This is a genomic window from Bradyrhizobium septentrionale (genome assembly GCF_011516645.4).
Classification (GTDB): Bacteria; Pseudomonadota; Alphaproteobacteria; order Rhizobiales; family Xanthobacteraceae; genus Bradyrhizobium; species Bradyrhizobium septentrionale.
In genome coordinates this window covers 1,977,725-2,001,313 of sequence record NZ_CP088285.1, presented here as the reverse complement: position 1 = coordinate 2,001,313, position 23,589 = coordinate 1,977,725, and the positions used below count along the sequence as shown (strand labels likewise).

25 protein-coding genes are annotated in these 23,589 nt (G+C 57.6%); 16 read left to right on the top strand and 9 right to left on the bottom strand.

Annotation, left to right across the window (positions count from 1 at the left end):
- Positions 1 to 198: 198 nt before the first annotated feature.
- Positions 199 to 1,218, bottom strand: coding sequence for a DUF3616 domain-containing protein (locus tag HAP48_RS11375; RefSeq protein ID WP_166213718.1), 1,020 nt, complete (start codon positions 1,216 to 1,218; stop codon positions 199 to 201).
- 140 nt (positions 1,219 to 1,358) lie between these two features.
- Here HAP48_RS11375 and HAP48_RS11370 point away from each other — a divergent pair, with 140 nt between their 5' ends.
- The 5 genes from HAP48_RS11370 (at position 1,359) to HAP48_RS11350 (ending at position 8,348) form a co-directional block, all read left to right on the top strand.
- Positions 1,359 to 2,279, top strand: a complete 921-nt coding sequence (locus HAP48_RS11370; RefSeq protein ID WP_166213719.1) for a S1/P1 nuclease — start codon at positions 1,359 to 1,361, stop codon at positions 2,277 to 2,279.
- Between the two features lie 14 nt (positions 2,280 to 2,293).
- Positions 2,294 to 3,091: a hypothetical protein gene (locus tag HAP48_RS11365; protein WP_166213720.1), complete on the top strand. Its 798-nt coding sequence runs from the start codon at positions 2,294 to 2,296 to the stop codon at positions 3,089 to 3,091.
- A gap of 1,897 nt (positions 3,092 to 4,988) precedes the next feature.
- Complete coding sequence (locus tag HAP48_RS11360; protein ID WP_166213721.1) at positions 4,989 to 5,309, top strand: MBL fold metallo-hydrolase; 321 nt, start codon at positions 4,989 to 4,991, stop codon at positions 5,307 to 5,309.
- Between the two features lie 332 nt (positions 5,310 to 5,641).
- A complete protein-coding gene (locus tag HAP48_RS11355; RefSeq protein ID WP_176399265.1) occupies positions 5,642 to 7,051 on the top strand; it encodes an integrase catalytic domain-containing protein in 1,410 nt (469 codons plus the stop codon).
- A gap of 1,063 nt (positions 7,052 to 8,114) precedes the next feature.
- Positions 8,115 to 8,348, top strand: a complete 234-nt coding sequence (locus tag HAP48_RS11350; protein ID WP_166213723.1) for a hypothetical protein — start codon at positions 8,115 to 8,117, stop codon at positions 8,346 to 8,348.
- A 174-nt stretch (positions 8,349 to 8,522) separates the two neighbouring features.
- Here the strand turns inward: HAP48_RS11350 and HAP48_RS11345 are convergent, their stop codons facing one another.
- Positions 8,523 to 9,032 carry a hypothetical protein gene (locus tag HAP48_RS11345; RefSeq protein WP_166213724.1) on the bottom strand — a complete coding sequence of 170 codons (510 nt, stop codon included), beginning with the start codon at positions 9,030 to 9,032 and terminating at the stop codon, positions 8,523 to 8,525.
- A 143-nt stretch (positions 9,033 to 9,175) separates the two neighbouring features.
- Here HAP48_RS11345 and tnpA point away from each other — a divergent pair, with 143 nt between their 5' ends.
- Genes tnpA through tnpC form a run of 3 tightly spaced genes read left to right on the top strand, consistent with a single transcriptional unit; the run spans position 9,176 to position 11,604 of the window.
- Positions 9,176 to 9,634, top strand: a complete 459-nt coding sequence (gene tnpA / locus HAP48_RS11340; protein ID WP_166073826.1) for an IS66-like element accessory protein TnpA — start codon at positions 9,176 to 9,178, stop codon at positions 9,632 to 9,634.
- Entirely contained in the window at positions 9,627 to 9,980 is a 354-nt protein-coding gene (gene tnpB / locus HAP48_RS11335; RefSeq protein WP_166073804.1) for an IS66 family insertion sequence element accessory protein TnpB, read from the top strand. The genes tnpA and tnpB overlap by 8 nt, the downstream gene beginning before the upstream one ends.
- Positions 9,981 to 10,032: 52 nt before the next feature.
- Positions 10,033 to 11,604: an IS66 family transposase gene (tnpC, locus tag HAP48_RS11330; RefSeq protein WP_166213725.1), complete on the top strand. Its 1,572-nt coding sequence runs from the start codon at positions 10,033 to 10,035 to the stop codon at positions 11,602 to 11,604.
- A 122-nt stretch (positions 11,605 to 11,726) separates the two neighbouring features.
- On the opposite strand, the gene HAP48_RS11325 is transcribed toward tnpC, so the two are convergent.
- From HAP48_RS11325 to HAP48_RS11310, 4 genes are all read right to left on the bottom strand, one after another.
- Entirely contained in the window at positions 11,727 to 12,056 is a 330-nt protein-coding gene (locus HAP48_RS11325) for a DUF3768 domain-containing protein (RefSeq protein ID WP_166213726.1), read from the bottom strand.
- Between the two features lie 78 nt (positions 12,057 to 12,134).
- Positions 12,135 to 12,737 carry a hypothetical protein gene (locus HAP48_RS11320; RefSeq protein WP_176399264.1) on the bottom strand — a complete coding sequence of 201 codons (603 nt, stop codon included), beginning with the start codon at positions 12,735 to 12,737 and terminating at the stop codon, positions 12,135 to 12,137.
- A 174-nt stretch (positions 12,738 to 12,911) separates the two neighbouring features.
- Positions 12,912 to 13,736, bottom strand: a complete 825-nt coding sequence (locus HAP48_RS11315; RefSeq protein ID WP_224497021.1) for a hypothetical protein — start codon at positions 13,734 to 13,736, stop codon at positions 12,912 to 12,914.
- Between the two features lie 194 nt (positions 13,737 to 13,930).
- Positions 13,931 to 14,506, bottom strand: a complete 576-nt coding sequence (locus HAP48_RS11310; RefSeq protein ID WP_166216565.1) for a tyrosine-type recombinase/integrase — start codon at positions 14,504 to 14,506, stop codon at positions 13,931 to 13,933.
- 511 nt (positions 14,507 to 15,017) lie between these two features.
- Here HAP48_RS11310 and HAP48_RS11305 point away from each other — a divergent pair.
- Entirely contained in the window at positions 15,018 to 15,692 is a 675-nt protein-coding gene (locus HAP48_RS11305; RefSeq protein ID WP_166213728.1) for a DUF5131 family protein, read from the top strand.
- Between the two features lie 155 nt (positions 15,693 to 15,847).
- Here the strand turns inward: HAP48_RS11305 and HAP48_RS11300 are convergent, their stop codons facing one another.
- Complete coding sequence (locus HAP48_RS11300) at positions 15,848 to 16,282, bottom strand: DUF2130 domain-containing protein (protein WP_166213729.1); 435 nt, start codon at positions 16,280 to 16,282, stop codon at positions 15,848 to 15,850.
- Here HAP48_RS11300 and HAP48_RS11295 point away from each other — a divergent pair.
- A protein-coding gene (locus HAP48_RS11295) for an IS3-like element ISRj2 family transposase (protein WP_166204126.1) occupies positions 16,246 to 17,375 on the top strand; the annotation gives its coding sequence in 2 pieces (ribosomal slippage) (positions 16,246 to 16,498 and positions 16,498 to 17,375; 1,131 coding nt in all). The two genes, HAP48_RS11300 and HAP48_RS11295, sit on opposite strands and share 37 nt — an antisense overlap.
- Before the next feature lie 193 nt (positions 17,376 to 17,568).
- A complete protein-coding gene (locus HAP48_RS11290; protein WP_166213730.1) occupies positions 17,569 to 17,760 on the top strand; it encodes a hypothetical protein in 192 nt (63 codons plus the stop codon).
- Here HAP48_RS11290 and HAP48_RS11285 read toward each other — a convergent pair.
- Positions 17,757 to 18,575 (bottom strand): hypothetical protein, encoded by an 819-nt coding sequence (locus HAP48_RS11285; protein ID WP_166213731.1) that lies wholly within the window; start codon positions 18,573 to 18,575, stop codon positions 17,757 to 17,759. The two genes, HAP48_RS11290 and HAP48_RS11285, sit on opposite strands and share 4 nt — an antisense overlap.
- A complete protein-coding gene (locus HAP48_RS11280; protein WP_166213732.1) occupies positions 18,575 to 19,219 on the bottom strand; it encodes a hypothetical protein in 645 nt (214 codons plus the stop codon). The genes HAP48_RS11285 and HAP48_RS11280 overlap by 1 nt, the downstream gene beginning before the upstream one ends.
- Before the next feature lie 171 nt (positions 19,220 to 19,390).
- Between HAP48_RS11280 and HAP48_RS11275 the strand changes: the two genes are divergently transcribed.
- From HAP48_RS11275 to HAP48_RS11255, 5 genes are all read left to right on the top strand, one after another.
- Complete coding sequence (locus HAP48_RS11275; protein ID WP_166213733.1) at positions 19,391 to 21,148, top strand: GmrSD restriction endonuclease domain-containing protein; 1,758 nt, start codon at positions 19,391 to 19,393, stop codon at positions 21,146 to 21,148.
- A gap of 191 nt (positions 21,149 to 21,339) precedes the next feature.
- On the top strand, positions 21,340 to 21,789 hold the full coding sequence (locus HAP48_RS11270) for a recombinase family protein (RefSeq protein ID WP_224497019.1): 450 nt from the start codon (positions 21,340 to 21,342) through the stop codon (positions 21,787 to 21,789).
- Positions 21,786 to 22,007, top strand: a complete 222-nt coding sequence (locus HAP48_RS11265; protein WP_166213734.1) for a WGR domain-containing protein — start codon at positions 21,786 to 21,788, stop codon at positions 22,005 to 22,007. Before HAP48_RS11270 ends, HAP48_RS11265 begins: the two co-directional genes overlap by 4 nt.
- Positions 22,004 to 22,963: a hypothetical protein gene (locus HAP48_RS11260; protein WP_166213735.1), complete on the top strand. Its 960-nt coding sequence runs from the start codon at positions 22,004 to 22,006 to the stop codon at positions 22,961 to 22,963. The genes HAP48_RS11265 and HAP48_RS11260 overlap by 4 nt, the downstream gene beginning before the upstream one ends.
- Complete coding sequence (locus HAP48_RS11255) at positions 22,956 to 23,567, top strand: AbiU2 domain-containing protein (protein ID WP_166213736.1); 612 nt, start codon at positions 22,956 to 22,958, stop codon at positions 23,565 to 23,567. Before HAP48_RS11260 ends, HAP48_RS11255 begins: the two co-directional genes overlap by 8 nt.
- Positions 23,568 to 23,589 lie beyond the last annotated feature (22 nt).

Below are 23,589 nucleotides of genomic sequence, written 5' to 3'. Positions count from 1 at the left end.
CACAAGCCTTGGACGTTTGCGCGTGCGCTGCTGCGGATGCGCTTTGCTCCGCACACTGTCACTCCTGGCCGAAGGTAACGGAAGTCCTAATGTCGCTGCGTATGATCAAAGACGTACTGAAGGTGCGCGATGTATCAACACACTGCGCACTTTGCGGCCAACTCGCGAGCTTTCGCCTGCTCAGCCCATTACCGGTTGCTAGGGGTTGGCACACTGACTTCGACCGGCCCCTTCCTTCTTTCCGTCAAAGAGCAGCAATATCCGCAAGCCCGCCGCTCGCTCCTCCAGCGGAAGTAGCGCCTCTGCTTTGCGCTTACCGTTCTTTCCGACGATACCCGACAGCTCCTTCAGTAGTCTCACGTTCTCGCTCTCACCGTCCCACCAGTAGATCGAATAGGTTCCTCGTTCGCTCGACGTCGGCCCCGCGAGAACCAAAATACCGCTTTGAAAAGCTGCCAGGTCGCGAATACCCGTCCCATCGCCGAGGGGAATCTTCCAGAGGCGGGCATCAGGAGGGGCTTCGCCGAATAGACCATCGACCGAAACCGAGAGAACCGCTGCGCGGCCCGCGTTGAAAGAAGGTCCCCGAAAGCCCGCGAATAGACGACCATTCCGGATCACGATGCCTTCGATCGTCAGTCCATTCTCCTCTAGTCGCCTATCGCGATATGCTTCCAGCTCCGGCTGCGACATGATGATTTCGCGAAGTCGGCTCGTGCGTTCAACGGGAGACGTTGCCTTTTTGCCGTCCGTCCTGAAGCGGACGACCTGACTGCTCGCCCTGATCCGCGCCGCGATTTCCCTCTTTCCAAGCTCATGTTCGCGGTCCCGAGGATGACCGTGGGATCCGATCACGTAGAAAAACCCGTCCGCGTAGGCCACGCCCTCGCCGTCCAATTCGAGCGGCTCACCTTTGAAGCGGTCATCGATGAGCGACATCATGTCGCCCACCTGAATCTCTCCGTCATTAACCTCGACAAATTGCGCTGCCTGCAAATTGTCGTCGATGACGAGGCAGCAGCGAGGGAAGCCCTGTTGCGCCGTACATGCGATCCCGCTTACGTCCTTCGAACGCTTACCGTTTTTGCCCTCCAGCGTTCCGTGAACCGGCCATACATGACGTGCGGCGGCAGGCGCTTGGACAAAGAGAACCAGGAGAAGCGCAACCGGCAGAACGATGCTCGGCTCCTTGAACAACAAACTCAAGCGAACGGGCATGAGGGCCTCCAACGACGGAAATTCCGATTGTATTTTCGCGTGGTTAGGCGAATATATGCCTTATTGCAACTTTGACTGGATAGTATCGAGTTAGGTCCTTTCACTTGTCACCATTGGGATAGATCATTTCGAGGCCAACCATGAAGGTCAACGCATTACTCCCATTCGTAATCTGTCTTGTCTTCGCCGGCGAGGCTCATGCCTGGAACCTCAGGGGCCACATGGAGATAGCCGCCGTCGCGTGGGATCAACTGAAGCCCGCGACCAAGGCCAAGGTCAGTCAGCTTCTCCGTCTGAACCCGGCCTACGACGACTGGGTCGAAGGGTTCTCGAGCAGGGAAAAGAGCAAGGCGGCCTTTACCCGCGCAGCCGGCTGGCCGGACGACATCAAACGGGACCATGATTACACGAACGATGGTGAGACGCCGTCAGGACCAGATTCCGCCCGCAATATCGGATACCAGGACAAACTGATGCACCGCTATTGGCACTACAAGGACATTCCATTCTCTCCAGACGGCACTCCTACTCACGATAGCCCCGTCCCCAATGCTGAAACGCAGATCATCGCATTTCGTGATGCGCTTGCGTCACATGACACGCCGGACGATGTGAAGTCGTACGATCTGGTATGGCTGCTGCACCTCGTGGGCGACGTTCATCAGCCGCTACATGCCACGTCACGCTTCACACATGATCTGCCTGACGGCGACCGAGGCGGAAACAGCGTCAAGCTATGCGAAAGTCCATGCAGGAACGAGTTGCACGCGTTCTGGGACAATCTCTTTGGAACGGGTACAAGCACGCGGGCGGCCATCAATGCCGCCAGGAAGCTGGATGATGCGCCGGATGGGGCGGCCACCAATCAAGACGTTCGCTCATGGATAGTCGAAAGCTTCGAGCTGGCAAAGAGCAACGTATACCAGTCGCCGATCGGTATCGGGGACGGACCGTTCACAATCAGCGACACGTATCGTCGCAAGGCAAAGACGTTGGCGAACGAGCGGGCTTCCATCGCAGGCGCTCGATTGGCCAAGCTGTTGAACGACGCGTTGCAATAGAGGAGGAACCTCTCATGCGAGCGGCGCTGACGATCACGGTAGCTATGATATCACTTGCTCTGGGAACTACGGCGCGCAGCGCCTCCGTGACCTCCTGCGCCGCAGACGACTTCTGTTACTGCGTGAAAGATAGTCTTCAGGACGCGATCCAGACGAACGTCGAAAGAATTCGAAAAGCGATCTCGGCTCAGAAATCGCTTGGCAAAGCCGTCGGGTATCTCAGCATCCCGCTTTCGACGCTAAACGGAAGCTACATAGCCCTGAACGCCGAAATCGCCGACCAAAACAAGAAACGGATCGAACGCCGCTTCGGAACGGAAGATGTCTGGATTCTCGATCCGGGCGCGAAAGAATACTCCCTGCCCGATGAAGCGCGCGGCGGTGAATACATGCTGATGTGGACCAGAGTTCTGCAAGGCGACGACGGCTTTGGCAAGGACTGGGACTTCGTCTATTTCGCCGGCCCATCAGATTTTTCGAGCTTCTTCTCGCTACGTGGGCAAGGCGACATGATGAAGATCGCCAGGTACTACGATAGACGGATCAAGACCGATCGGGACCTTGCCAAGATCGATAAGGCTCTATTCCGGAACTACTACGGCCTGAAGGCCTCCGTCTCGTTCAGCTACGGATCACATGACGAATGGAATATCGTTCGAGCGATCAATAAGAAGCGCCGCGATCAGGACGCCAAGGTCGGGCTCGCCAACCAGATCGGCGTGCTGTTCGACGGGAAGGCCATCGCCCCGGCTCTTTTCGACGTTGGCATCTCCTCGGGAAACGCGCACGCCTGTAGCCCTGACGGTAAATGAACAAGGTTGTGAAGGACGATGTCTTGCTACATCTAACCCCCATGACGTCATCCTCGAAGTACCTTGAATGATCAAGAGGAGACCTCGATGGCAAAAAAGACGGTCACCAAAGCATCTCTCATGAACCTCTATGGAGCGCGCAAGTATTTGAGCGCAAAAACCCAAGAGGAGTTGGGACTTAAGATAACTTTCGATGTCTATTTCCAAGATCCTGCGTTCGCGAAGAAACGTCCGGATCTTCCCGAGTTCGATGCGGCCTCTATAACTTGGGAGCCTGGTATCGACGATGGACCGACGAGCGCAAGGTTTGCGGTCGTCGAGTACGACGGCGACACGGGTGATCTGGCACCGCCTGCGAAGTGGCAAGAGGATGCCAAGCAGTTCGTCGATGCGAACAAGGCAAAGATCGACATTTCGACCCAAGCGGATTCGCTGCAAGCGCATCAAGTGCACGTTTGGGCGGTTCTCCAGCGAGCTTTGGACTTCTTCGAGGGAGGTTTCGGCCTCGGCAGAAGGATAGCCTGGGGGTTCGAGGGCAACCGCTTGATTGTCGTTCCTCATGCCGGAAACGGCAGAAACGCCTTCTACGACCGGCAGAGCAAATCTCTTCAGTTCTATTATTTCGACGACGGCCCGGAGAGAATATACACTTGCCTGTCCTCCGATATCGTAAACCACGAGTTCGCCCACGCCGTGCTGGATGGTGTTAGACCTTACTTCGTCGAAGCGATCGTCCCGGAAACGGCAGCTTTCCACGAATTCATCGGCGACCTTACCGCCATTCTGGTCGCGTTCCGCAATAACGACTTTCGCAACTACCTCGTGGAGGAATCGAAGGGCGATCTCGGCACCGACAACGACCTGAACCGGCTCGCGGAGCAGTTCGGAAAGGCTGCGTATGGCCGGGACTATCTCAGGACGGCGCGGAACTGCAAGACGCTCTCCAAGCTCAAAGGCGAGCAACGTCCGCACCTACTGTCCGAAGTCCTCACCGGTGCCATGTTCGACATAATCATCGCGCTGTCCAAGTATTACATCGACAAGCGGAAGCGCACGATCTCGGAAGCCTTTTGGGACACGATTCAGCGCATGCAACAGATGGCCATCCAGCCCCTGGATCTACTCCCCCCAGTAGACGTCACGTTCAACGACTATGCCAAGGCTGTATTGCGTATGGAGGAAATTGCAAATCCTGCGGACCCCGACGACTACCGCGGTCTGATGATCAAGGTATTCCGGGCCAGAGACATCTTGGATGACGCCGACGTCGAAGAGTTGGAAAAACCTCGTCAGGTATTCAATCGTCCCCTTCTCGACGTATTTCACGAAGTCGACGACTTCTCCTCTTCTCGCCCTGAGGCCTATCGGTTCCTCGACGACAACCGCGACCGCTTGTTCATCCCGCCAAACGTCGACGTCATCGTGTCCGACCTGTACGTCTCGCACAAGCTTAGCCGTCAGGGACGCCGCCTCCCAAAGCAGATAATCCTTCAATACATCTGGCGCGAGGATGTGGAGCTCAAGGGCGCCCGCTTCGGACGCTTCGAAGGTCAAAGCGCGAGCTTGCTTTGCGGGGGTACCCTCGCCTTCGATCACGAGGGCAATCTGCTCGCATGGGCCCGGAAGCCCGGGACTACCTTCTCCGGAAGCGGACAGCGTAGCGGAGACGACGAGCGCGAACGACAGCTCGGCGAAGCGCGTAGGGACACGTTCCTGAACTCCGTTGCCGCCAGAGTGAAGACCGGAAGCATCGGCACCGCCATCGGTGGCCCGAAGGGTCTGCTGGGTTCGAGGATACCGCCATTCACGTCGCGCGAAGTCGATGGCGCCCTACGGTTCGAGCTTTCCCCCACTTCGGCATTCACGACGATTCCAATGATGAACTGGGTGAGAGACGATGGCAGACGAGCTCCTGATACGGGCCTACAACGTCGAACTCGGCGACTGCATCTACTGCAGGATCCCAAAGGCGCGAAGCGACGGCGGCGACTTCCACATGCTGATCGATTGTGGAACTTGGGGGCCCGTGTCCGCTCTGAAGGCCGCTATGCAGCATCTCAAAAAGGAGCTGCCCGACGCCGGCGCCGGGAAACGGCAGCTCGACCTTCTGGTCGTTACCCACGAACATAAAGACCACATCGCCGGATTTGACGCCGATCTCTGTCATTCGGCCTGCAATATTGCCCCCCTAAGCCGGGGGATCGGCGTCCAAAATTGACCCCGCATTGCCTCATCGAAAATGTTACCGAACAATTCCGCTGATGACTGGGGCGGCGTTACCGAATCAGGTCGGTGGCGCCAATGGCGAGCGGGATCAGCATGGGCGCAAGGCGCGAGGTGTTGGCCGTGGTGGCGAGGCGCTACCGTGCGGCTGGACGAGTTGAGAAGGGACGGATCCTTGACGAGTTGACAGCAACGACGGGTTGGCACCGCAAGCACGCGGTGCGAGCACTGTCGGTTGCCGGAAGGGACAGGCCCAGACCACCACTGGACGAAGGGGCAACGAGCCCAACCGAACCAGCGACAAGTCGGCGACGCAAATACGCCAGCGTGCGCGACGCGCTGATCGCGCTGTGGGAAGCCTCCGATCGCGTCTGCGGTAAGCGCCTCGTATCGATGATCCCAGTGCTGTTGCCCGCACTCGAGCGGCATGGCCGGCTGAAGCCAACGAGCGCAGAGCGTGCGCTGCTGACAACTCTGAGCGCGGCGACGATCGATCGGATGTTGATCGACGTTAAAATTGCGGCTGCTGGGGGGCGCCGGCGGCGAGTCGGATTCTACTCGGCGATTCGACGCGAGGTGCCGATCCGCACTTTCAATGAAAGGGCAAACCCGCCGCCAGGCTTTTGCGAGATCGACATGGTCGCGCACGGTGGGACCAGCGTCGCCGGCTCGTTTATCCAGACTTTGACCATGGTGGACATCGCAACAGGATGGACGGAATGCCTGCCCCTGGTGACACGCGATGGCAGCCTCGTCGTGGAAGCGATGACGCGAGCACAGGGCCTGTTCCCGTGGGTGATCTGTGGCGCCGACTTCGATAACGACAGCGCGTTCATGAACGACGTCGTCGTTCCATGGTGCCGAGCACAGAAGATCGAGGTAACGCGGTCACGTGCCTACAAAAAGAACGATCAGGCTTTCGTGGAGCAGAAGAACGGTGCGGTGGTCCGGCGGCTCGTCGGATACGGGCGCTTCGACGGGGTCGAGACGGCCCGCGTGATGGCACGTCTCTACGCGGCGGCGCGCCTGCTGGTGAACTTCTTCCAGCCGTCATTCAAGCTCAAAGAGAAGCGCCGCGAGGGTGCCAAGATCATCAAACGCTATCATCCGCCTGCCACACCATACGAACGTGCACTGGGGCACCCGAAACTCCCATCAGCGGTCAAGCGCCGTCTGCGCCAGACGTATCGGACTCTCGATCCCATACAATTGCTTGCCACGATCCGCACGGCGCAGGAAGAGCTCGGCGAACGGATCGGCAAGCGCGGTCTTGCGAAGGTTCCCACCGTAACGCCGGCTGATCCGCTCTCGTTTGCCCGATCGCTCGGCACGGCGGCAAACACCGCCGAAGTGCGGGCCACGCACCGCCGGCCGAAACGGCGATACAAAAAGCGTATTCGCATGCCCTCGAAGCTCGATCCCCATCTCGCGATCATCGAGAACTGGCTCGCCGTCGAGCCACAGCTCACTGCACTGGCCATCGTGGGCAGGCTCGCCACGATCGATCCTTCGATGTTCAGCGACAAGCAGCATTCGATCGTTCAGCGCCTGCTTCGGTCCCTCCGGCGGAAGGTGGCGGAGACTGCCATCGTATCCATGCCCGTGGATGAAATACGGCCCGAGGCTGTGGACGGCGCTGCGTGTGATGAGCACTCCGCCCCGCCCACAGCCTCTCCACCGAGTTGGCCGCGGCTCGAGACCGGTCTGGGGCAGTTCGTAGACCTTCATCCCGGGTAACATTACTTCCTGAGGCAATACGAGGGGTCAAATTTGCAGGCCGATTGACAGCTGCAGATCCCAAATCCTCACTTCCATCGCTAAAAAGCCTGCGCGAACGTGCGTTTCATGCTCAAACGGGCCGATTCAATCGGAATCAGCCTGTTTCGACAGCTGGTCTGCGCGTCGATGCTGTTAAACGGGCCTCAGAGGCCCGTGGGCGAGCCTTCGGTGGTTCTGCTATTTCGGCCGTCGATGAAATTCTAACGCACCAGAGGCCGCCTAAACGGGTCGCGTTTTTGCTGCCGATTTTCGTGATTCAAAAGACAATCTTATGAGATGCAAAATCCCCGGAAAGACAATTTTACGAGGTGCGAGTGACGCACTTATGAGGTGCAGCGTCACCGAAAACATCGGCCTTTTCCACTTTGCACGACCGCCTTATGAGGTGCATCACAGTTCTTCGGAATCTAGCCCGGTGCTCGCAGTCGAACGTTCAGGCGAAGTTGTTTTCAATTTCACGGTTGAGCGAGACGCTGTTCGGCGCGTTCGATTCAACAGTCTTTGCGTCGTTCGGCATCAATTGACTAGGGGCTCATGTGAACCGGCAAAAAGCCCGCTTCTGTTGCCACCAACCGATGTCCTACCGGAGGACGGTGGCCGGCAGCGTCAGGTCGGTTGCAACCCTGGACGGCGAGGGCGGAATATCTGCACAAAGCTCGGTCAGTTCTTAGGCGACCGTGAAGCGCAATTGCCGCCCGCCAGAATGGATGGAGCGGTCGGCAGGAGGCCATTTCAAAACTTGTAAATGGACGATGCGGCAAGTGAATGCCGCGTTGTCAACAGAGTTGGAGAATGAAATGAAGCACACGGCCAAAGATAGACCCGATCCAATCGAACGCGCTGAGACAGATGACGAGGGAAAATCGATAGTCAAGGTAGATTACGAGGCGGGTACATCTCGGTTCTGGAACGGCGAGGACTTCCACGGCACCGGGGTTGTGTATGCCGTTAGAGACAAGGAGTGTCTTTCAATTCAGTGCGACTACGAGCTCAACACTTTGTTCGAATCGAAGCCCCGGACGTGCGCGCGTTTCGCCAGGATCTGCGGCGAAAGGGCATCGAACGGCGACGTCTCAGAAACGATGAGCTTCACAGCGAGATGGTCGTCATCTTTGGCCCTGAGTTGAGCGCGAAGCAGGCCGTTGAACAACTTGAATGTCTCGTCGCAAGAATTAAGAAGCACGGACTTCAAACGGGTAAGGATTCTTCAGAAGACTATGTCCTGGAGACTTTGGCTGGAAAACTGGTCAAATGACGGGGTTGCGAGCTCGTTGTGAGCGCCAAAGTCGCGACTGATAAGAAAAGTTGTCTTTCCTTATCAGTTGGGCGGTCGCTGATCTGAGGGATCCCGGTGCCGGAGGCGAATTCAACAAACGGCTCAGGCCGTGTTACCGACCTGAGCCACGAAAGGAGGAGAAGAAGAAAGATTTCAATCGATGTTCAGCAATGCGACCGACCTGACCGGTCGTACGATCTCAGCTTCGCTGGGGTAGTCGCGCCACTTCAGTGTCAGCGTATCATTGGTTCGCTTCGCGATGATCGCAGGCCACCAACCATCATCGACAGTGGCTTGCGCGAGGACGAGATGACCAGGCGCGAGCTGAGCCCAAGATTTTGGCAATGACGCTGAAATCGTACCGGGATCGCCTCCCACTAGCGAATTGATCTGATCATAAAGTTGTTGATCGACAGCGGGCACGAGACCAGTACCGCTCGCATGAATCCGGCCTGCCGGAAGCTTGTTCACGATCTCGAAGTGCTTTTTAGAGGCTGGTACCGCTAGCCGCAGACCCATCGTTGCCGCTGCTCGCGCCAATAGCGCCTCGTTCTCACCGGTGAACCGCGCCGCACGCGGCTTACGGTCCTTATCCAGTCCGAACAGAATGACGGTTTTGGCGACAGGGGTTTTCGCTTTGGGCTTTGTGGGTGTCGTCGACATGAACGCTCTCCTCTGGAATAAAGAGAGGCTCCATAGCGGAGCCTCGATAGGTGGGTTGGTGGTAAGCGCGAATTTCTCCGCACCTTTTGCTTTTGAGAGTCCTGATGCATGAGGTGTCCACCAAAATAGGTGGACACCTTGTGATGAGCGACGATGATCAGAAACTGCGGGTCAGGCTTGTCGGCCGGAACGGTCGCCGGCGCTACGAGGCGGCATCGAAAGAGCGTCTTGTCGCGGCCTGCCTTGAGCCTGGGGTTTCGGTATCGAGGCTTGCACTCGAACATGGGGTCAACGCGAACCTCCTTCGGAAGTGGATCAAGAAGCACAGCGCGACCAGGTCGCTGCCGCCGTCCTCACGCCCGGCGTTCATCCCGGTTCAGCTTGAGGGGAAGTCCGAGCGGGACCTGTCGCGAAAAGACAGCGTGGCGACGGTTGATTTGCCGGCTTACGATGAAGTGCGTGGTTCGGAACCCAAAGGGACTCCAGCTTTTTGTTCTCCGGCCAAAGTGAGCGTGTCGCTGCCGAATGGCGTGAAGCTCGCGCTGGAATGCGGCGATGTGGATGCATTGACGGCGATCATCGGAGCGCTGGGCGATGTTTAGACTGGGCGATGACCTGCAGGTCTATCTGCACCGTGAGCCGATCGACTTCCGGGCTGGCATCAACAGCCTTGCGGTCCTGGTCCAGGAGACGATGGCGCTCGATCCATTCACTCCGGCGGTTTTTGCGTTCTGCAATCGCCGTTGCGACCGGATGAAGCTTCTGTTCTTCGATCGGTCCGGCTTTGTACTGGTCCTGAAGCGGCTGACCGAAGACAGGTTCCGATGGCCGCGCCGCCAGGAGGCGATCGTCACGCTGACGACGGAGCAATTGCACTGGATCCTTGACGGCATCGATATCGATGCGATGGTCCGCCATCCGGTGCGGCAATATCAGGTTGCCGGCTGAGCTCTCGAGTTGAGCGGTTGACGCGTCGGTACGGTTCAGATTCAAGAATTCGATGAATCGAACCGGCGATCCGAGTGTTGAAGTGCTGTTGGCACGCATTGCTGCGCTGCAGGCGGAGAACCATCAACTCGCCGACCGCGTCGCCAAGCTCGAGGAAGAACTGGCGCTGGCACGCCTGCATCGTTTTGCGCCGCGCAGCGAAAAGCATGTTGATCGTCTCTTCAATGAAGCCGAGCAGGCCTCCGATGAGGAGGACGCCGGCAGTGAAACGAACAATATCGCCGAACTTCCGGACACGGGCTTGCCACCCGTCGAAAACACAATGGGAAAGAAGCGCGGCCGCAAGCCGCTGCCGGGGAACCTACCTCGTGAGCGCGTCGAGTATGACCTGTCCGACGATCAGAAGGCGTGTCCTTGCTGCCGTGGCCAGATGCATCGCATGGGCGAGGCTGTCACCGAGCAACTTCATATCGAGGTGAAGGCGAAGGTTTTACAGAATGTGCGCTTCAAATATGCGTGCCGCCATTGCGATCGCACCGGGATCCACGCCCCTGTCGTGACCGCGCCGATGCCGCCGCAACCATTGCCGGGCAGCGTTGCCACGCCCTCGACGCTGGCGTTCGCGCTGGTTCACAAATATGTCGATGGCACGCCGCTCTACCGCCTGGCGCAGGCCTTCGAACGTGCAGGTGTTCCTGTCAGCCGCGGCGCTTTGGGCCACTGGGTGATTGGCTCGAGCGAGAAGCATCTGCATCGCATCTACGACGCCCTGAAGCTGCGGCTCAGATCACAACCTCTCATCCATGGCGACGAGACAACGGTTCAGGTCCTCAAGGAGAAGGACAAACGGGCCACCAGCACATCGTACATGTGGGCTTATCGCAGCGGCAAGGGCAGCCACGAGCCGATCGTTCTTCTGGATTATCAGCCGGGCCGCGGCCAAATCCACCCGCAAGCCTTCCTCGGCGATTACCGTGGCATTGTAATGAGTGACGGCTATACCGCATGGCGCACGCTGGAAGGGGCCACCCACATTGGATGCATGGCCCACTCCCGGCGGCGCTTTGTCGATGCCCTCAAAGCCAGGAAGAAGGGCGGCGGTCCGCCCGAGCAAGCGCTGCGGTTCTTTGAACAGCTCTACCGGGTTGAAAGGCGGGCGTGGGACGGAATACCGGAGAAGGGTGAAACACAGGCCTACTGCATTCGCCGCTTCCGCCAGCAACATAGTGTCCCCATCCTCAATGCTCTCAAAGTATGGCTCGATGACATGGCCCCGAAGGTCTTGCCTGACAGCAAGCTCGGCGACGCCGTATCCTACACCCGAAACCAATGGGAATATCTGACGCGCTACACCGGGGACGGCAGCATGCCGATTGACAACAATCTTCTGGAGCGCGACATCAGGGTTTTTGCAACTGGCAGGAAGAGTTGGTTGTTCAGCGATACCGTGGACGGAGCCAAGGCCAGTGCCGTCGTCTATAGCCTGATGCTGACCTGCCGCGCCTCACGTGTCGAGCCGTTAGCGTGGTTGCGCCACGTCCTCACCGAATTGCCTCAGCGCGCCGGCGACGCCGATATTACAGACCTGCTGCCCTTCAACTTCCACAAAGCCGCCACTGCCTGAACGGCTCGGTATCGCCCGATACCAGGGCAATCCATCAAAACCGCCGGCGTGCGAAGAAAATCGCGCTTACGGTTGGTGGCTACGAAAACAGTGGTTGAAGCACTCTCCAAGTCCAATTCTGGCTAGTACTCTTCGGCCAACATGAGGGTGATCACCCTCTCGGTGACGCTCGGATCGGCCGGATCGGGTGAGCCGTTCTTGAGGGTCTTGTCGTAGTAGTCGATCTTGAAGAAGACCCTGACGCCATCGAAATCAAAGGCACCAAAATCGTGTTCGCTGTGAGGGTCATTCTCAGTACAAAAGTCATCGAACGTTGCGATGGTTTGAACGAGCCGTTGAATCGCCTCAGGGCCTAGGGCTGCAATCCCAGGCGTCATGACAGCGCCACCACCAAGCAAGTGCTGTCGGAGGTCATCATTAAGCGCGCGAATCCGCGCCTTGTCGCTAGACATGGTTGGGTCTCCTGCTGATATTTCAATGAAGGAAAGGGGCGGTGGCCCGGAGTGCGGAGCGACCTCGATGGCCAAGTCCTAGCCGCCGTGCATCAAGGCGACGGCTTGGACGGTGCACTTGAAGAGCGGAAGGCGAGGGTAGTCTCTGAACCGGCAGACCAGATTGTCGCCATCCCGTTCGGTGACAATTGCCTCCCAATAGCCCTCTTCGACGCCTTCGCTGCAGAGAACCAGGTCACCCGCGGCGATGCTGGTCCGGTCCTTTGGCGGTTTGGCTTCCGGCGCCATCGATACGTTCGGGCCAAGCTTTGCTGCGGCGGCCATAGAGGGGTTCGCCGCGGCCGCCAGCTCTTGATATAGGTCCGGCCTGATGAACGGCAGGAAAGCCCTTCCCTGGGCGTGGAGCCGGCCGAGCGGGATCCGGGTGACGAGCTCGACCAGCCTTGGCCGATTGACCTTGCAGACAGCCAGTTTCAGTGCGAGAGCGGCCTTTCTGGCCAAGGTGGCATCCTTCCCCGGAAATCGGCCGGCCTTCGGCTTTCCGGTCGGATCGAGGCCGAAGACGATCACCGCGGTGGTCGAGGAAACGGTGGGTTTGGAGGAATTAGGCTTTGTCATGCCGGCCTCCCTGAAAAGCAGAAGGGGCCCGATTTGGGCCCCTTGCTGGGAAGATCGATCCATTTTGGCTCCGGGCGCGCCCGGACAATCTAGGTTTTGGCATCTGTCTGGCTCCTTGTTCTAAGATGACGAGACAAGAATGACTGGCCTCGCAGTAGTATATTCGCCGGAAATGTCAAAAATGTCAATTATTTCAATGCGTTATATCGAAGAATGATATTTTCTTTAGTGCAATAATTACTTGATTTTCAAGGCATTTCGGCCACAAATACTGTAAACTATACATGATATCTGTTCGCACGACTTGCGATCATCAATATTGTTGCCGTTACAGACGTTTAAGCCGTCGGCAGCGCAGTAATGCCAAAGCGTATGCTGAATATAGCGCGGAAAATTCGCGGGAAAGCCGGCATCGAATTGGCGCGCGTCGATCTTTGCCGAAACCCGCCGCAGAATGTCGGCGCAGCCGGTCTGGCCGTAGCAATGCTGGCCGTAGCCGTGGCTCGCGCCAGACCTCGCCAGGATTCCGGTGCGGGCGAGCAGATTGTGGACGAGCCGGTCGACGACGATCATTCGGCTGCCGACACTGAACCAATCAGGCCGGCCTCTCCGATCTGCCATCAAGACCGCGGACAGGGTCATGGTGAGGACTTTGTCCGACACACCGAAGACGTGGCGCATCGGGCCGACCAATGCCTCTTGTGCAGCCGAATTGCCAAGGTCGGCTGCGGCTGCGAGCTGGTCATCGAGCCACCGGAAGAGATCGGATCCAGCCACGTCTCTGACGAATAAGAAGAAGCTGAACGCGGTTTGGTTGAGGCGGCCATTTCTCAGGGGATGAGACGGGACTGGACATCCGCGGAGGTAGCGAGGGTGGCTACAGGCTTGTCGGGTCTTGTCGTATCGGCAGTCCTCGTATGCCCAATAGCTCCGCAGAAGCGAACAGGCCGGATCGCGGCCAATCTGAGCCTTGATTTGATGCCAGGTGATGCTGCCGTGAGCCTGGAGGTATGACGCGGCGACCCTGTCGGAGATTCCCTGGAAGTTGAAGGTCTCGATCATCCAGTCGAACAGGGCCGGCGTATCTTTGGATCGGACGATGTTGCGGAGTCTGGGATCAGGTGCGGCAACGTCCGCTTGGCCTGATCTTGTCCATCGGGAAGTTTCACGAGCGATAGCCTCGATGAGGTTCGTCGCGATCCCGATTGGTTCCCCCGGCGGTGGTCCCAGCCTCGAGGCCGGTTTCGATGATTTTCCTAGATCAGCGATACCAGCCTCCTCTGCGCATCACTGTCGCCGTCGATGTATCGCTGGGTTGTCTGGATCGACGAATGACCTGCCAGGAGTTGGACGTCCCTGAGGGAGCCGCCAGCTTTGTGGACCAGGCGAGCTGCGCGCGTGATGAAGGTTCGCCGTCCCGAATGCGAGGAACACCCGTCCAGTCCCGTCGCGCGGAAGACCCGGTTGAACCAGACAACGATGCTTAGCGGCGTCATCGGGCCACCGCGTTCAGATCGAACGACTGGTCCTTCACCTCGAGATCTCTTGCGCCAAACGATCAACGCGTCGCGCAAGTCGCCTTGAATCGGGACCCGGCGACCATGTCGTTTCTTCGCGACAGCGTCTCGCAGCTCAATCGTGGCGCCGATCTCGCCCTCGGCGGTCTCGACCATATCCCAGGTGAGTTTGGCGATCTCGGCAGCGCGCAAGCCGGCCTTTAGCGACAACAAGACGATAACGCGATTTCTATCCGGGTGTCGGGTCGTTTCGGCGAAGAGAACCAAGTCTCGCGCCGCTTGAGCAGAGAGGATTTTAGCTTGCTTGCCTGCCATCTCGATCAAACCGACTGATGAGATTCTAGTCGATCAGTCTCTGCATGCAACACAATAAAAGCTTATCAGTTTTGGCTTGCTCGAAAGTATCGTCTCAAGCGAACAGCGTCGTCATAACGACAGCTCAACTCATCTGACGAGGCACATGAAGGGCGACGTCGACTGACAAGGATTCGAGAGAACACTTATTAGTTCTATGGTCGCGCAGGCGCTTCACATTCTTCTTGATGAGAGCCTCGCCTGCAATCCATTTCGTGGCTTTGCCGCAAAGTGATCCCTGCGCGCATGATGAATCGCAAGAACCACCTTATGAGAAATTCATACTTGTCGCTCCAAGCGACAGAAAAACGGCACACGCCATTCTCCCTTGGAATGCCTTCTGAGGAGACGTCGTCGACTCGATGACATTAGTGCGTTTAGCCACCGCTAAAGGCGAAAAATAAACTTGTAAAGGATGCGACCGTGACCGGTGTCTCGGGCAGAGCGATGCTCTGAACTTTGGAGATTTGTGATGGGTGAAAATTCGAAAATAGAATGGTGCGATCATACATTTAATCCATGGATTGGCTGCCAAAAAGTCTCGCCGGGCTGTGATAATTGCTATGCCGAAGCAATGATGGATCTCCGGTATAAAAGAGTGCAATGGGGCCCGCACGGCAAGCGTCAACGAACGGCAGTCCAAAATTGGAAAAAGCCTATCCAGTGGAATGCGCAAGCGCGAGAGTTCCGAAAGGAGAATGGCCATCGACCGCGGGTATTTTGCGCGTCGCTCGCCGATGTCTTTGACAATCAGGTTGATCCATCGTGGCGCGATGACTTGTTCGCCTTGATCCGCAAATGCAAGAAATTGGACTGGCTAGTGCTTACGAAACGACCGGAAAATATTGAAAGAATGCTGCCGTCCGATTGGCACGATGGGTATTCCAACGTGTGGCTCGGAACAACGACCGAAGATCAGACGCGGTTTGATTTCCGGTGGAAGCGTCTAAAGAAAGTACCTGCGGTCATTCGCTTCATTTCTTATGAGCCCACTCTTGGGCCCGTGCGGCTGCCGTCCAACGGGTTCTTGCCGGATTGGCTGATATCAGGCGGAGAAAGCGGTGCCGGTGCTCGTGCATTGGAAGCCGCAATGGGTTCGCGATGTTATCGCCGACTGCCGTCGTCTTGGTGTTTCGCCGTTTCATAAGCAGTGGGGATCTTATCGCAGCAATCCGCTTGTGGTGGAGAAAGGTATGACGGCTCGTGAAGCTCAACAAATCGACGCAGAAGGAAAGGGCGGCGGGTTGGTTGATGGCAAGCTCGTTCGCGAATTCCCAGATCGGAATTAAACCCGGTCAGACCTTAAGCAGCTTTTCCCTCGATCATCGGTGGTTCATCAATCGCTGATGTCTCCGGCATCGCTTGACCCACGATACCGTGGAGATCGCCCACCATACCGACCGTTGCTTCAATCATCGCACTAACCTGGGCCTCACGTTTGGCCCAGGCTTTCATCATTCGTTCTTTGTCGATATCGTCGCGCATTTCCTTGAATCGCTCAACGATGGCTTCAATCCGCTGCTTGAACCGCGAACCAGTCAGATATTGATAAACCTGATCCGCCTTGGACTGCTGATCGGCCTGCGTCATGCGCGCATTCGTCACCTCGATAAGAGCTGGCTCCGCAAATTCGGACAGTAGCTTGAGTGGATTTTCTGCCTGACAGCGGCGAGGATTCTTGCCGCGAATCAGGAGCGAAGATGACGAAGAAGAGCCGCCGGATGCATTCTCCGGCATTCAAGGCGAAGGTTGCTTTGGCTGCGGTCAAAGGCGACAAGACGCTGGCGGAGCTGGCGCAACTGTTTGATGTTCATCCGAACCAGATCACGATCTGGAAAAACCAGCTCCTGGAAGGCGCCGCCGGCGTGTTTGGGCATGACAAGGCGTCGGCCGAGACGCCGGTCGATTTGAAGGCGTTACATGCCAAGATCGGCGAGCTGGCGTTGGAAAACGATTTTTTGTCCGGCGCGCTCACCAAGGCGGGCCTGCTGAGCGCAAAGCGATGATCGACCGCGGTCATGATCTTTCTATCGTGCGCCAGGCGAAGGTCCTGAAGCTGGCTCGCAGCACGGTCTACTATGAACCTCGGCCAGTTTCGGCCGAGGACCTTGCCTTGATGCGTCGGCTCGATGAGCTGCATCTCGATTATCCCTTCGCGGGAGCGCGTATGCAGCGATCGTTGCTGCGGCGGGAGGGCGTATACGCCGGTCGCCGCCACATCGCGACGCTGATGAAGCGCATGGGGATCGAGGCGGTCTATCGTCGCCCGAACACGAGTAAGCCGGCACCGGGTCACAAGATCTACCCGTACCTGTTGCGCGGATTGAAGATCGAGCGGCCCGACCAGGCGTGGGCAATGGACATCACCTACATTCCGATGCGGCGTGGCTTCGTCTATCTCGCGGCGGTCGTCGATGTGTTCAGCCGACGGGTCCTGGCCCATCGCGTCTCGATCACAATGGAGGCGGCCTTCTGCGTCGAAGCGGTCCAGGAGGCGTTGGCGAAGCACGGCAGGCCCGAGATTTTCAACACGGACCAGGGCAGCCAGTTCACCAGCCTCGAGTTCACCGATGTGCTGCTGGACGCGAAGATCGCCATCAGCATGGACGGCAAGGGCGCCTGGCGCGACAACGTGTTTGTCGAGCGGCTCTGGCGCACGGTCAAATACGAAGAAGTTTATCTCCGCGCCTACGACAGCGTGTCCGAGGCGCGAGCGTCAATTGCCAAGTATCTGGCCTTCTACAATCAGGGACGCCCTCACTCGAGCCTTGACGGGCGCACGCCCGACGAGGCTTACTTCGGCACGCAAGCTATGGTGATGGCCGCATGACCGTCGCCGACGATTTTGTCGTCGCTCTGGTCGGGCTACGCCCTCCCGACGCAACGACAAAATCGTAAGGCCCCGCGTTCAGCATAACCCGGCAGGAATCCACTTAAATCCCGCGGGGCGCTGTCCAAACAACCGGCGCCAGCTCTATAAGACCCTGACGTAAGGTAAGAGCAATCGGGATCGCACAGCGTGGGTGCGCAAGACGCCGATTGATCTGCTCGTCAAGGCGTTCTCTGGCGTTGGTAAGTTCATCCTGTTGCTGGCGGAGCTCATCGGCTTTGCGGGTAAATTCGGCTTGCGTCCAGCCCGGAGCGGCGACCGCTACCAAGACATTCGCAACGGCGATCGTCAGTGTTTTGCGAAGCGCGGTGGGCTGCATACTTAAAGGTAGACTTGGGAACGCACTGTGTCGCGCCCGGTGCTTACGTTCGAGGCGCCCGCGCCGCTAAGCGTGCACGTAATTGTCCGGGTAGCCTTGTGCCATCGCTGCGAACGACGCTTCGTTCTCACTACGAATGGTAAGTATGGCAGCGGGTCCAAGCGGCGCCGTTGAGACAGATCGAAAGCGCCGCGATCGGGTCGGCATCCAATGGTGCGTGCGTACGCGGCGACCACAGCCTTGCCGGCCGAATACCAATGGTTTGTGCTGGCGACAGGCACGGCAATTTCGAGAATGCGCGGGCGGCCGATACTAGCGACGAGCTTCTCCAGCCGTTCATCCTCAAGCCAGAAATATGTCGACTCGCCACCCCAGTTGCCGAGCAGCAATTCGACGCCACCATCATCGGTGAGGATGGGACCGGAGGTCATCCAGAATTTGCCCAGTCTACCCGGTTGCTGTTCGCGGTGATGGCACGGGCTTGCGGCATGCAGGGCTTCTGCGTCCGCCGCGGTGAATAGTCCCGCTGCCACCTGCGCATCAAGCCGCTGCCGCAGGGTATCCAGTGTCCCCGAATAAATGCCGTTCTCGCGGATGATCCGGACCTCATCATCGCGGCCGATCGCTTCGGCGAACGCCAGGTAATCGCTGGCAAAGGGATTGGTGGCGTGAGGCGTCCAGCCACTTGCTGCCTCGCGTTCTTCGAACTGACGGCGATCCGTGGTCAGATAATCGTGAACCAGTTGCGCGCCGGCCTTCAGGTTCACCATCAGCTCCGGATCGAAGGTGCCGGTGTCCCACACATCGATCGCCGTGATCATCAAGCCTCTACGATGATCTTGATGCTGGCGGGTTCGACACCAAAGGTAATGCCCAGGCGGCGCTTGGCTTCCGCAATCGTCAGCCCCTCATCAGCCCTGGGTTCTTCCTCGTCGACCTCGCTGTCGGCGGAGATCAACTTTGCTGCGTCGAGGGGGATCTTGCCAAACGGCGGGTATTTGTTTCCGGCGCCGGCACCGACGTGATGGACAGGACTGAAGCTTTCGTTCGCATACAACGAGAGCCAAACGCCGCGGCCGACCGGAATTGTATGGCCGGCCTTGAGCCGCGCCTCGTAGGTCCGGTTGAAGCGGTCGCGCATCTCGTCGCCCGGCAGCAGGTGAATGTTGGCGAAGTGCGGGTTTTCCTTGTCGTCGACCGAGGCCGCGATCACGGCGTCGACCTCATCGAGGGTGCGCCAGCTTTTGTCGCCCTCGGTCCGGGGAAAGGCGATCGAGCGGTCCTGGGTGGTGCGGATCGAGACCACCTTGCTGTCTTTGCCTTTGGTGATGCGCCGGACGCTGGACTTGCCGCTGCCGGCAACCTTCTCGACTTTCCAGCCGTCGCTCTCAAGGGCAGTGATGGCCGCCCCGAACAACGCGCTTTTCATCGTTACCTTTTCAGGTGAACCGTAAACGTTTGTCATGAGAGCTCCACACATCGAGAAATGACTGTCACCTTCTAATATTTCATGAACTAAAGTCAACTTGTTTATAGGCACAAATTTGTTTACCGACTTGTCTCCAGGCAAGGGGAGTATCGCTGCAGGCGGGTCCTTTTTCTGGTAGCCATCGGAGATTGTGCAGGGGGAGCCGTCATGGAAGCGAGAGATCGCAATATTGAGACCTGGTTTAATCGAGTTCGATCCGGCCAGGTACGGCTCCCAAGATTTCAACGATTTGAGGCGTGGGATTATGAGAACATTGCCTCGCTGATCGATTCCATTTTGCGCGAGTTGCCGATCGGCTCGACCCTGGTACTCGAAATTGGGGAAAAAGAGCCGTTCGTAACCCGCCCCCTCGCTGGAGCGCCCGCGCCGGTCGAACGATGTACCGAACATCTTCTTGACGGCCAGCAGCGTCTCACAGCGCTTTGGCGTAGCCTCCACGATTCCTATCCCGACGTTACGTTTTTCATGCAGCTCAAGGAGCCCCAGCCCGACGAGGAGGGGGTGTTACCCTCGCGCATTGTCCGGGTTAAGCGCTGGCTGAATAAAGAGGGTCGCCGACTTCCGGTGTGGGCCGACAATACAGTTGAAATTTATGAGCGTGGTTTGGCTCCCGTTTTCCTGCTTCAACCGTCGGACATTTCGGCGCGCCGACAGGAATGGTGTGACCAGGCTGTTCAAAACGATTTGCAGGCGAGCCGCTCACTAGAAAATACCTTGCGCGACCTGCAGGACAAAATGAAGCGATTTAACCTTCCAATGCTTGTTCTCGACGCGAGCACCAAGGCTGCAACGGCGCTCGACGTTTTCGTCAAGATGAACACTTCGGCCGTGCCGTTGAATGCCTTCGACATCATCGTCGCGCAATTTGAGGCGCGGTCGGGCAAATCTATGCACGACCTCATGATCGATCTGCGGGAGAAATGTCCGGCGCTGGAAAGCTATGCCTCACCCGAGCAGGTCGCGCTTCAGACCGCGGCGCTACGCGCGGATAAATCTCCCGGCCAGGCGAGTTTTTTCCAGCTTGATCTCTCAAACGTCGATGCGACCTGGGATGAGATAGCCGAAGGGGCCAAGTGGGCTGTTCAGGTACTCGAAGAAGAGGGCATTTATGACGAACAACGCCTCCCGACCGTGACCGTAATTCCGGTGCTCGCAGCTCTTCACAGAGATTTGCCGAGGGCGCTCGACGAACACGGAAATGCGCGCGGCGTGATACGGTCTTATTTGTGGCGTTCGTTCATTACTTCTCGCTACGAGAACGCTTCTTCCACCAGATCGCTGCAGGACTACCGCGCAATCCGAGATTTTTTGTTGAAGAAGGGTCCAAGGAACGCGGCACCGGTATTCAATGAAACCGACTATCCGCTGCCGTCGCTCGAAGAGTTGATCGATGTAGGTTGGCCAAAGCGCAAGGAGACGCTCGCGCGAGCAATCCTGGGACTATCGATAAAGGCCGGGGCCTTCGACATTGCCGATGGCAACCAGGCAACCCGCGAGCGCCTGAAAAACAGAGAGTATCATCACCTTTTTCCAGATTCGCTTCTCCGCGACGATGGCCATCTCCCGGAGAAAGAGCGCAGCCGCGCGCTGAATTGCGTTCTGATCACAATGAACACCAACCGGAATATTTCCGCCAAGGAGCCGTTAAAATATCTCGCCGAGAGGGTGGATCGCGCCGAGTTGGGTGAATCGGTTGTTCGCGATCGTCTTCGGTCACACGTCGTGCCTTTTGCTGAATTAAATGTTGGTGGCTATGCCGCGATGCCGTCAACAGCAGAGCGTGAAAGCAAGATACGTGCTGACTACGAGTCGTTCCTTCGCAAGAGAGCCGAGTTGGTTCGGAAGGCGCTCGAAGCGCTGTCTCAAGGCCGAAATTGGCCAACGGAAGCCATCAGCGAGGTGTGACTATGCCACGCTCCTCGCTGAGGTCGAAGAGGCTCCACGCCGCTTCGCCGCTGCCATCGGGATCAGGCTTTATGCGAACCGCCGCCAATTGACATTGAGCAGAGAGCGGGCGCGATTGATGTCCGCACCGGCTTCTTGTACTGCCTTATGAACCATGGCCTCGGCCTGACTAGCGACCTGATCATTGTCAAGTGAGGGATACCGCGAGCGGTGCCCGCGTCGATCGCAAGGAACTGCAACGGATGCTCACAAGGCTTGAGCGCGGTGACGTGGTGACCGTCACACGCATCGATCGCCTGGCACGATCGCTGTTTGACCTGTTTGCGATCGTCCAGCGCATCAATGAGAGTGGCGCGGTGCTTCGCTCCATTGCCGAGCCATGGGCCGACACCGGCACCGGACGCATGATGCTGGCGGTCATGGCAGGGATGGCGGATGTAGAGCGCGACCTAATCCGTACGCGGACGGCAGAAGGTCGCGCGAAGGCCACTGCAAGGGGCCAACACATGGGCCGACCGCCTAAACTTAGCCCGGAGCAAAAGCGAGAGGCCTTAGAGCGCCGTGAAGCGGGCGAAGCGCCGGCCGAAATCGCCCGCAGTTATAATGTGAACCGGATGACGATCACGAGGCTCACGCGATGACAGCCGACAATCTGATCCGCATCGATGCTGAAAAGAACATGGCACGGTTCTATAAGCTGGACGTGCAGCCGACGCTGTTTGGCGAATGGGCTGTTATCCGCGAATGGGGCCGTATCGGCCGGGGAGGGACGGTGCGCAGCTACGATAACGTTGAAGCGGCCGAGGCTGCGCGCGATCAGCAGCGCCAAGTCAAACAGCGCCGGGGATATCAACCATGACGGTTCGCCCCCCGGTGATTAAGCGGCTGTTTGCGCATTCCGGTAACCAATGTGCTTTCCCGACATGCAACGCGCCGATCGTTGATGGATCAATCGTGCTCGGCAGAATATGCCATATCGCGGCCGCCAGCAGCGACGGTCCACGTTACGACGCCAGTCAAGCCGACGACGTGCGCAACGGTTTTGACAATCTGATTTTGCTTTGTCCCAACCACCACGCCGTCATCGACGCCGACCTTGAAGCATACTCAGTTGAGCGGCTGCAGAAGATGAAAAGAGATCACGAGGCCCGTTCGGGAACGCGCCCCTCAGACGAGGCCAATGAAGCCACCATCCTTTTGCTTGATCAGTCGATCCACAACGAAAATCAATCTGGTGGCCTCGCCGCGCATACGGTAAATGCCGGATCGATAAATATTTACGGTAAGGACAGCGCGGAACGAACGCGGACCTCTCAGGCGGTTGAAGTACTGTGGGGCATCATCTTGGCGTTCAAGCAAGAGTTTGGCGATGTCGTTTTTATCGATACGATTTTCACGCCAGAGGAGTTGAATGAACTCTTCGGCGGAAGAGCCTCGCACCCGATGTTTGAAACCATCGGCCACTATCGTCCGTTAGACGCGGTCATTCAGAAAATGACAAAGGCAAATTTCAAGGACGCTGAAAAAGAGCGCCCTTTCATTTCGCAACGACTTTGGGCGATCTACTATTGCATACAGGCGGTTTACGCCCGTGCCGCCAGCCTCTTCCAACTTTCATTCAAGGAGCGAAAGTTTAAAGATTGGCGCGATGACGACGGCATAACCGCTCATCTTCGCGCGATCTTGCCCGAGGCCGGCGTCCAGCAGCTCAAGTCAAAAGGCACATACGCGCTGCAAACTCTCAATGCTTCGCTGGAACAGCGTTTCCTCGAAGTGGCGAGTCAGGAGCAGGGTCAGGACAAAAAGCATGTATGAAACATGGTCGGTCCAGAAACGGATCGATGAAGCACGGTTGATTACCAAGAGCCTAATTGATCAGGTGCACTACCTTCTCGATTTGCACGAGAACAACGCTATCGCGATCTATTCCGACACATTGTCAAAACAGATAAAGCGTTCCGACGCTGCGGCGGCGTTTTACGTTTTCCAATCGGCCATGCATCAGTTTGAGCTGGTACGGCTTTGTGCGCTCTGGGACACCGCGCAGCTTGAGCGGGAATCAATTATGACTGTGGTCGAATTGGTTGACCACGACGATGTTATCTTGGCGCTAGCGGAAGAAACGCTTGCTGCGTACGTCAATCTGCCTACAAGGGTTTACGAGCAAGACCATGAAACCGAGGAAACGCGGAAACTCATTGCTGATGCGATGAACCGAAGCAACGCAGAGTTTGGCGATCAGCAGGCCTGGAAGGCGATCGACGATCTGAAAAATGCGATCAAGGCTACCCGAGATCTTGAAACCGGTGAACTCATGGCTTCAATGAGAAATCACCGCGATAAATATCTCGCTCATTCCCTTCGGTCGACCCGCCGCGAAAAACGTGGGCCGGTGACTCCACTATGGCAACGAGACTGAGGTATTGGAGAAGTCGCTGCCG

Bases quoted from the DNA above. Each gene is read 5' to 3' on its own strand.
- HAP48_RS11375 (WP_166213718.1), bottom strand. From the start codon at position 1,218: ATGCCCGTTCGCTTGAGTTTGTTGTTCAAGGAGCCGAGCATCGTTCTG.
- HAP48_RS11370 (WP_166213719.1), top strand. From the start codon at position 1,359: ATGAAGGTCAACGCATTACTCCCATTCGTAATCTGTCTTGTCTTCGCC.
- HAP48_RS11365 (WP_166213720.1), top strand. From the start codon at position 2,294: ATGCGAGCGGCGCTGACGATCACGGTAGCTATGATATCACTTGCTCTG.
- HAP48_RS11360 (WP_166213721.1), top strand. From the start codon at position 4,989: ATGGCAGACGAGCTCCTGATACGGGCCTACAACGTCGAACTCGGCGAC.
- HAP48_RS11345 (WP_166213724.1), bottom strand. From the start codon at position 9,032: ATGTCGACGACACCCACAAAGCCCAAAGCGAAAACCCCTGTCGCCAAA.
- tnpA (WP_166073826.1), top strand. From the start codon at position 9,176: ATGAGCGACGATGATCAGAAACTGCGGGTCAGGCTTGTCGGCCGGAAC.
- tnpB (WP_166073804.1), top strand. From the start codon at position 9,627: ATGTTTAGACTGGGCGATGACCTGCAGGTCTATCTGCACCGTGAGCCG.
- tnpC (WP_166213725.1), top strand. From the start codon at position 10,033: ATGAATCGAACCGGCGATCCGAGTGTTGAAGTGCTGTTGGCACGCATT.
- HAP48_RS11325 (WP_166213726.1), bottom strand. From the start codon at position 12,056: ATGTCTAGCGACAAGGCGCGGATTCGCGCGCTTAATGATGACCTCCGA.
- HAP48_RS11320 (WP_176399264.1), bottom strand. From the start codon at position 12,737: ATGGATCGATCTTCCCAGCAAGGGGCCCAAATCGGGCCCCTTCTGCTT.
- HAP48_RS11315 (WP_224497021.1), bottom strand. From the start codon at position 13,736: ATGATCGAGACCTTCAACTTCCAGGGAATCTCCGACAGGGTCGCCGCG.
- HAP48_RS11310 (WP_166216565.1), bottom strand. From the start codon at position 14,506: ATGGCAGGCAAGCAAGCTAAAATCCTCTCTGCTCAAGCGGCGCGAGAC.
- HAP48_RS11305 (WP_166213728.1), top strand. From the start codon at position 15,018: ATGGGTGAAAATTCGAAAATAGAATGGTGCGATCATACATTTAATCCA.
- HAP48_RS11300 (WP_166213729.1), bottom strand. From the start codon at position 16,282: ATGCCGGAGAATGCATCCGGCGGCTCTTCTTCGTCATCTTCGCTCCTG.
- HAP48_RS11285 (WP_166213731.1), bottom strand. From the start codon at position 18,575: ATGATCACGGCGATCGATGTGTGGGACACCGGCACCTTCGATCCGGAG.
- HAP48_RS11280 (WP_166213732.1), bottom strand. From the start codon at position 19,219: ATGACAAACGTTTACGGTTCACCTGAAAAGGTAACGATGAAAAGCGCG.
- HAP48_RS11275 (WP_166213733.1), top strand. From the start codon at position 19,391: ATGGAAGCGAGAGATCGCAATATTGAGACCTGGTTTAATCGAGTTCGA.
- HAP48_RS11265 (WP_166213734.1), top strand. From the start codon at position 21,786: ATGACAGCCGACAATCTGATCCGCATCGATGCTGAAAAGAACATGGCA.
- HAP48_RS11260 (WP_166213735.1), top strand. From the start codon at position 22,004: ATGACGGTTCGCCCCCCGGTGATTAAGCGGCTGTTTGCGCATTCCGGT.
- HAP48_RS11255 (WP_166213736.1), top strand. From the start codon at position 22,956: ATGTATGAAACATGGTCGGTCCAGAAACGGATCGATGAAGCACGGTTG.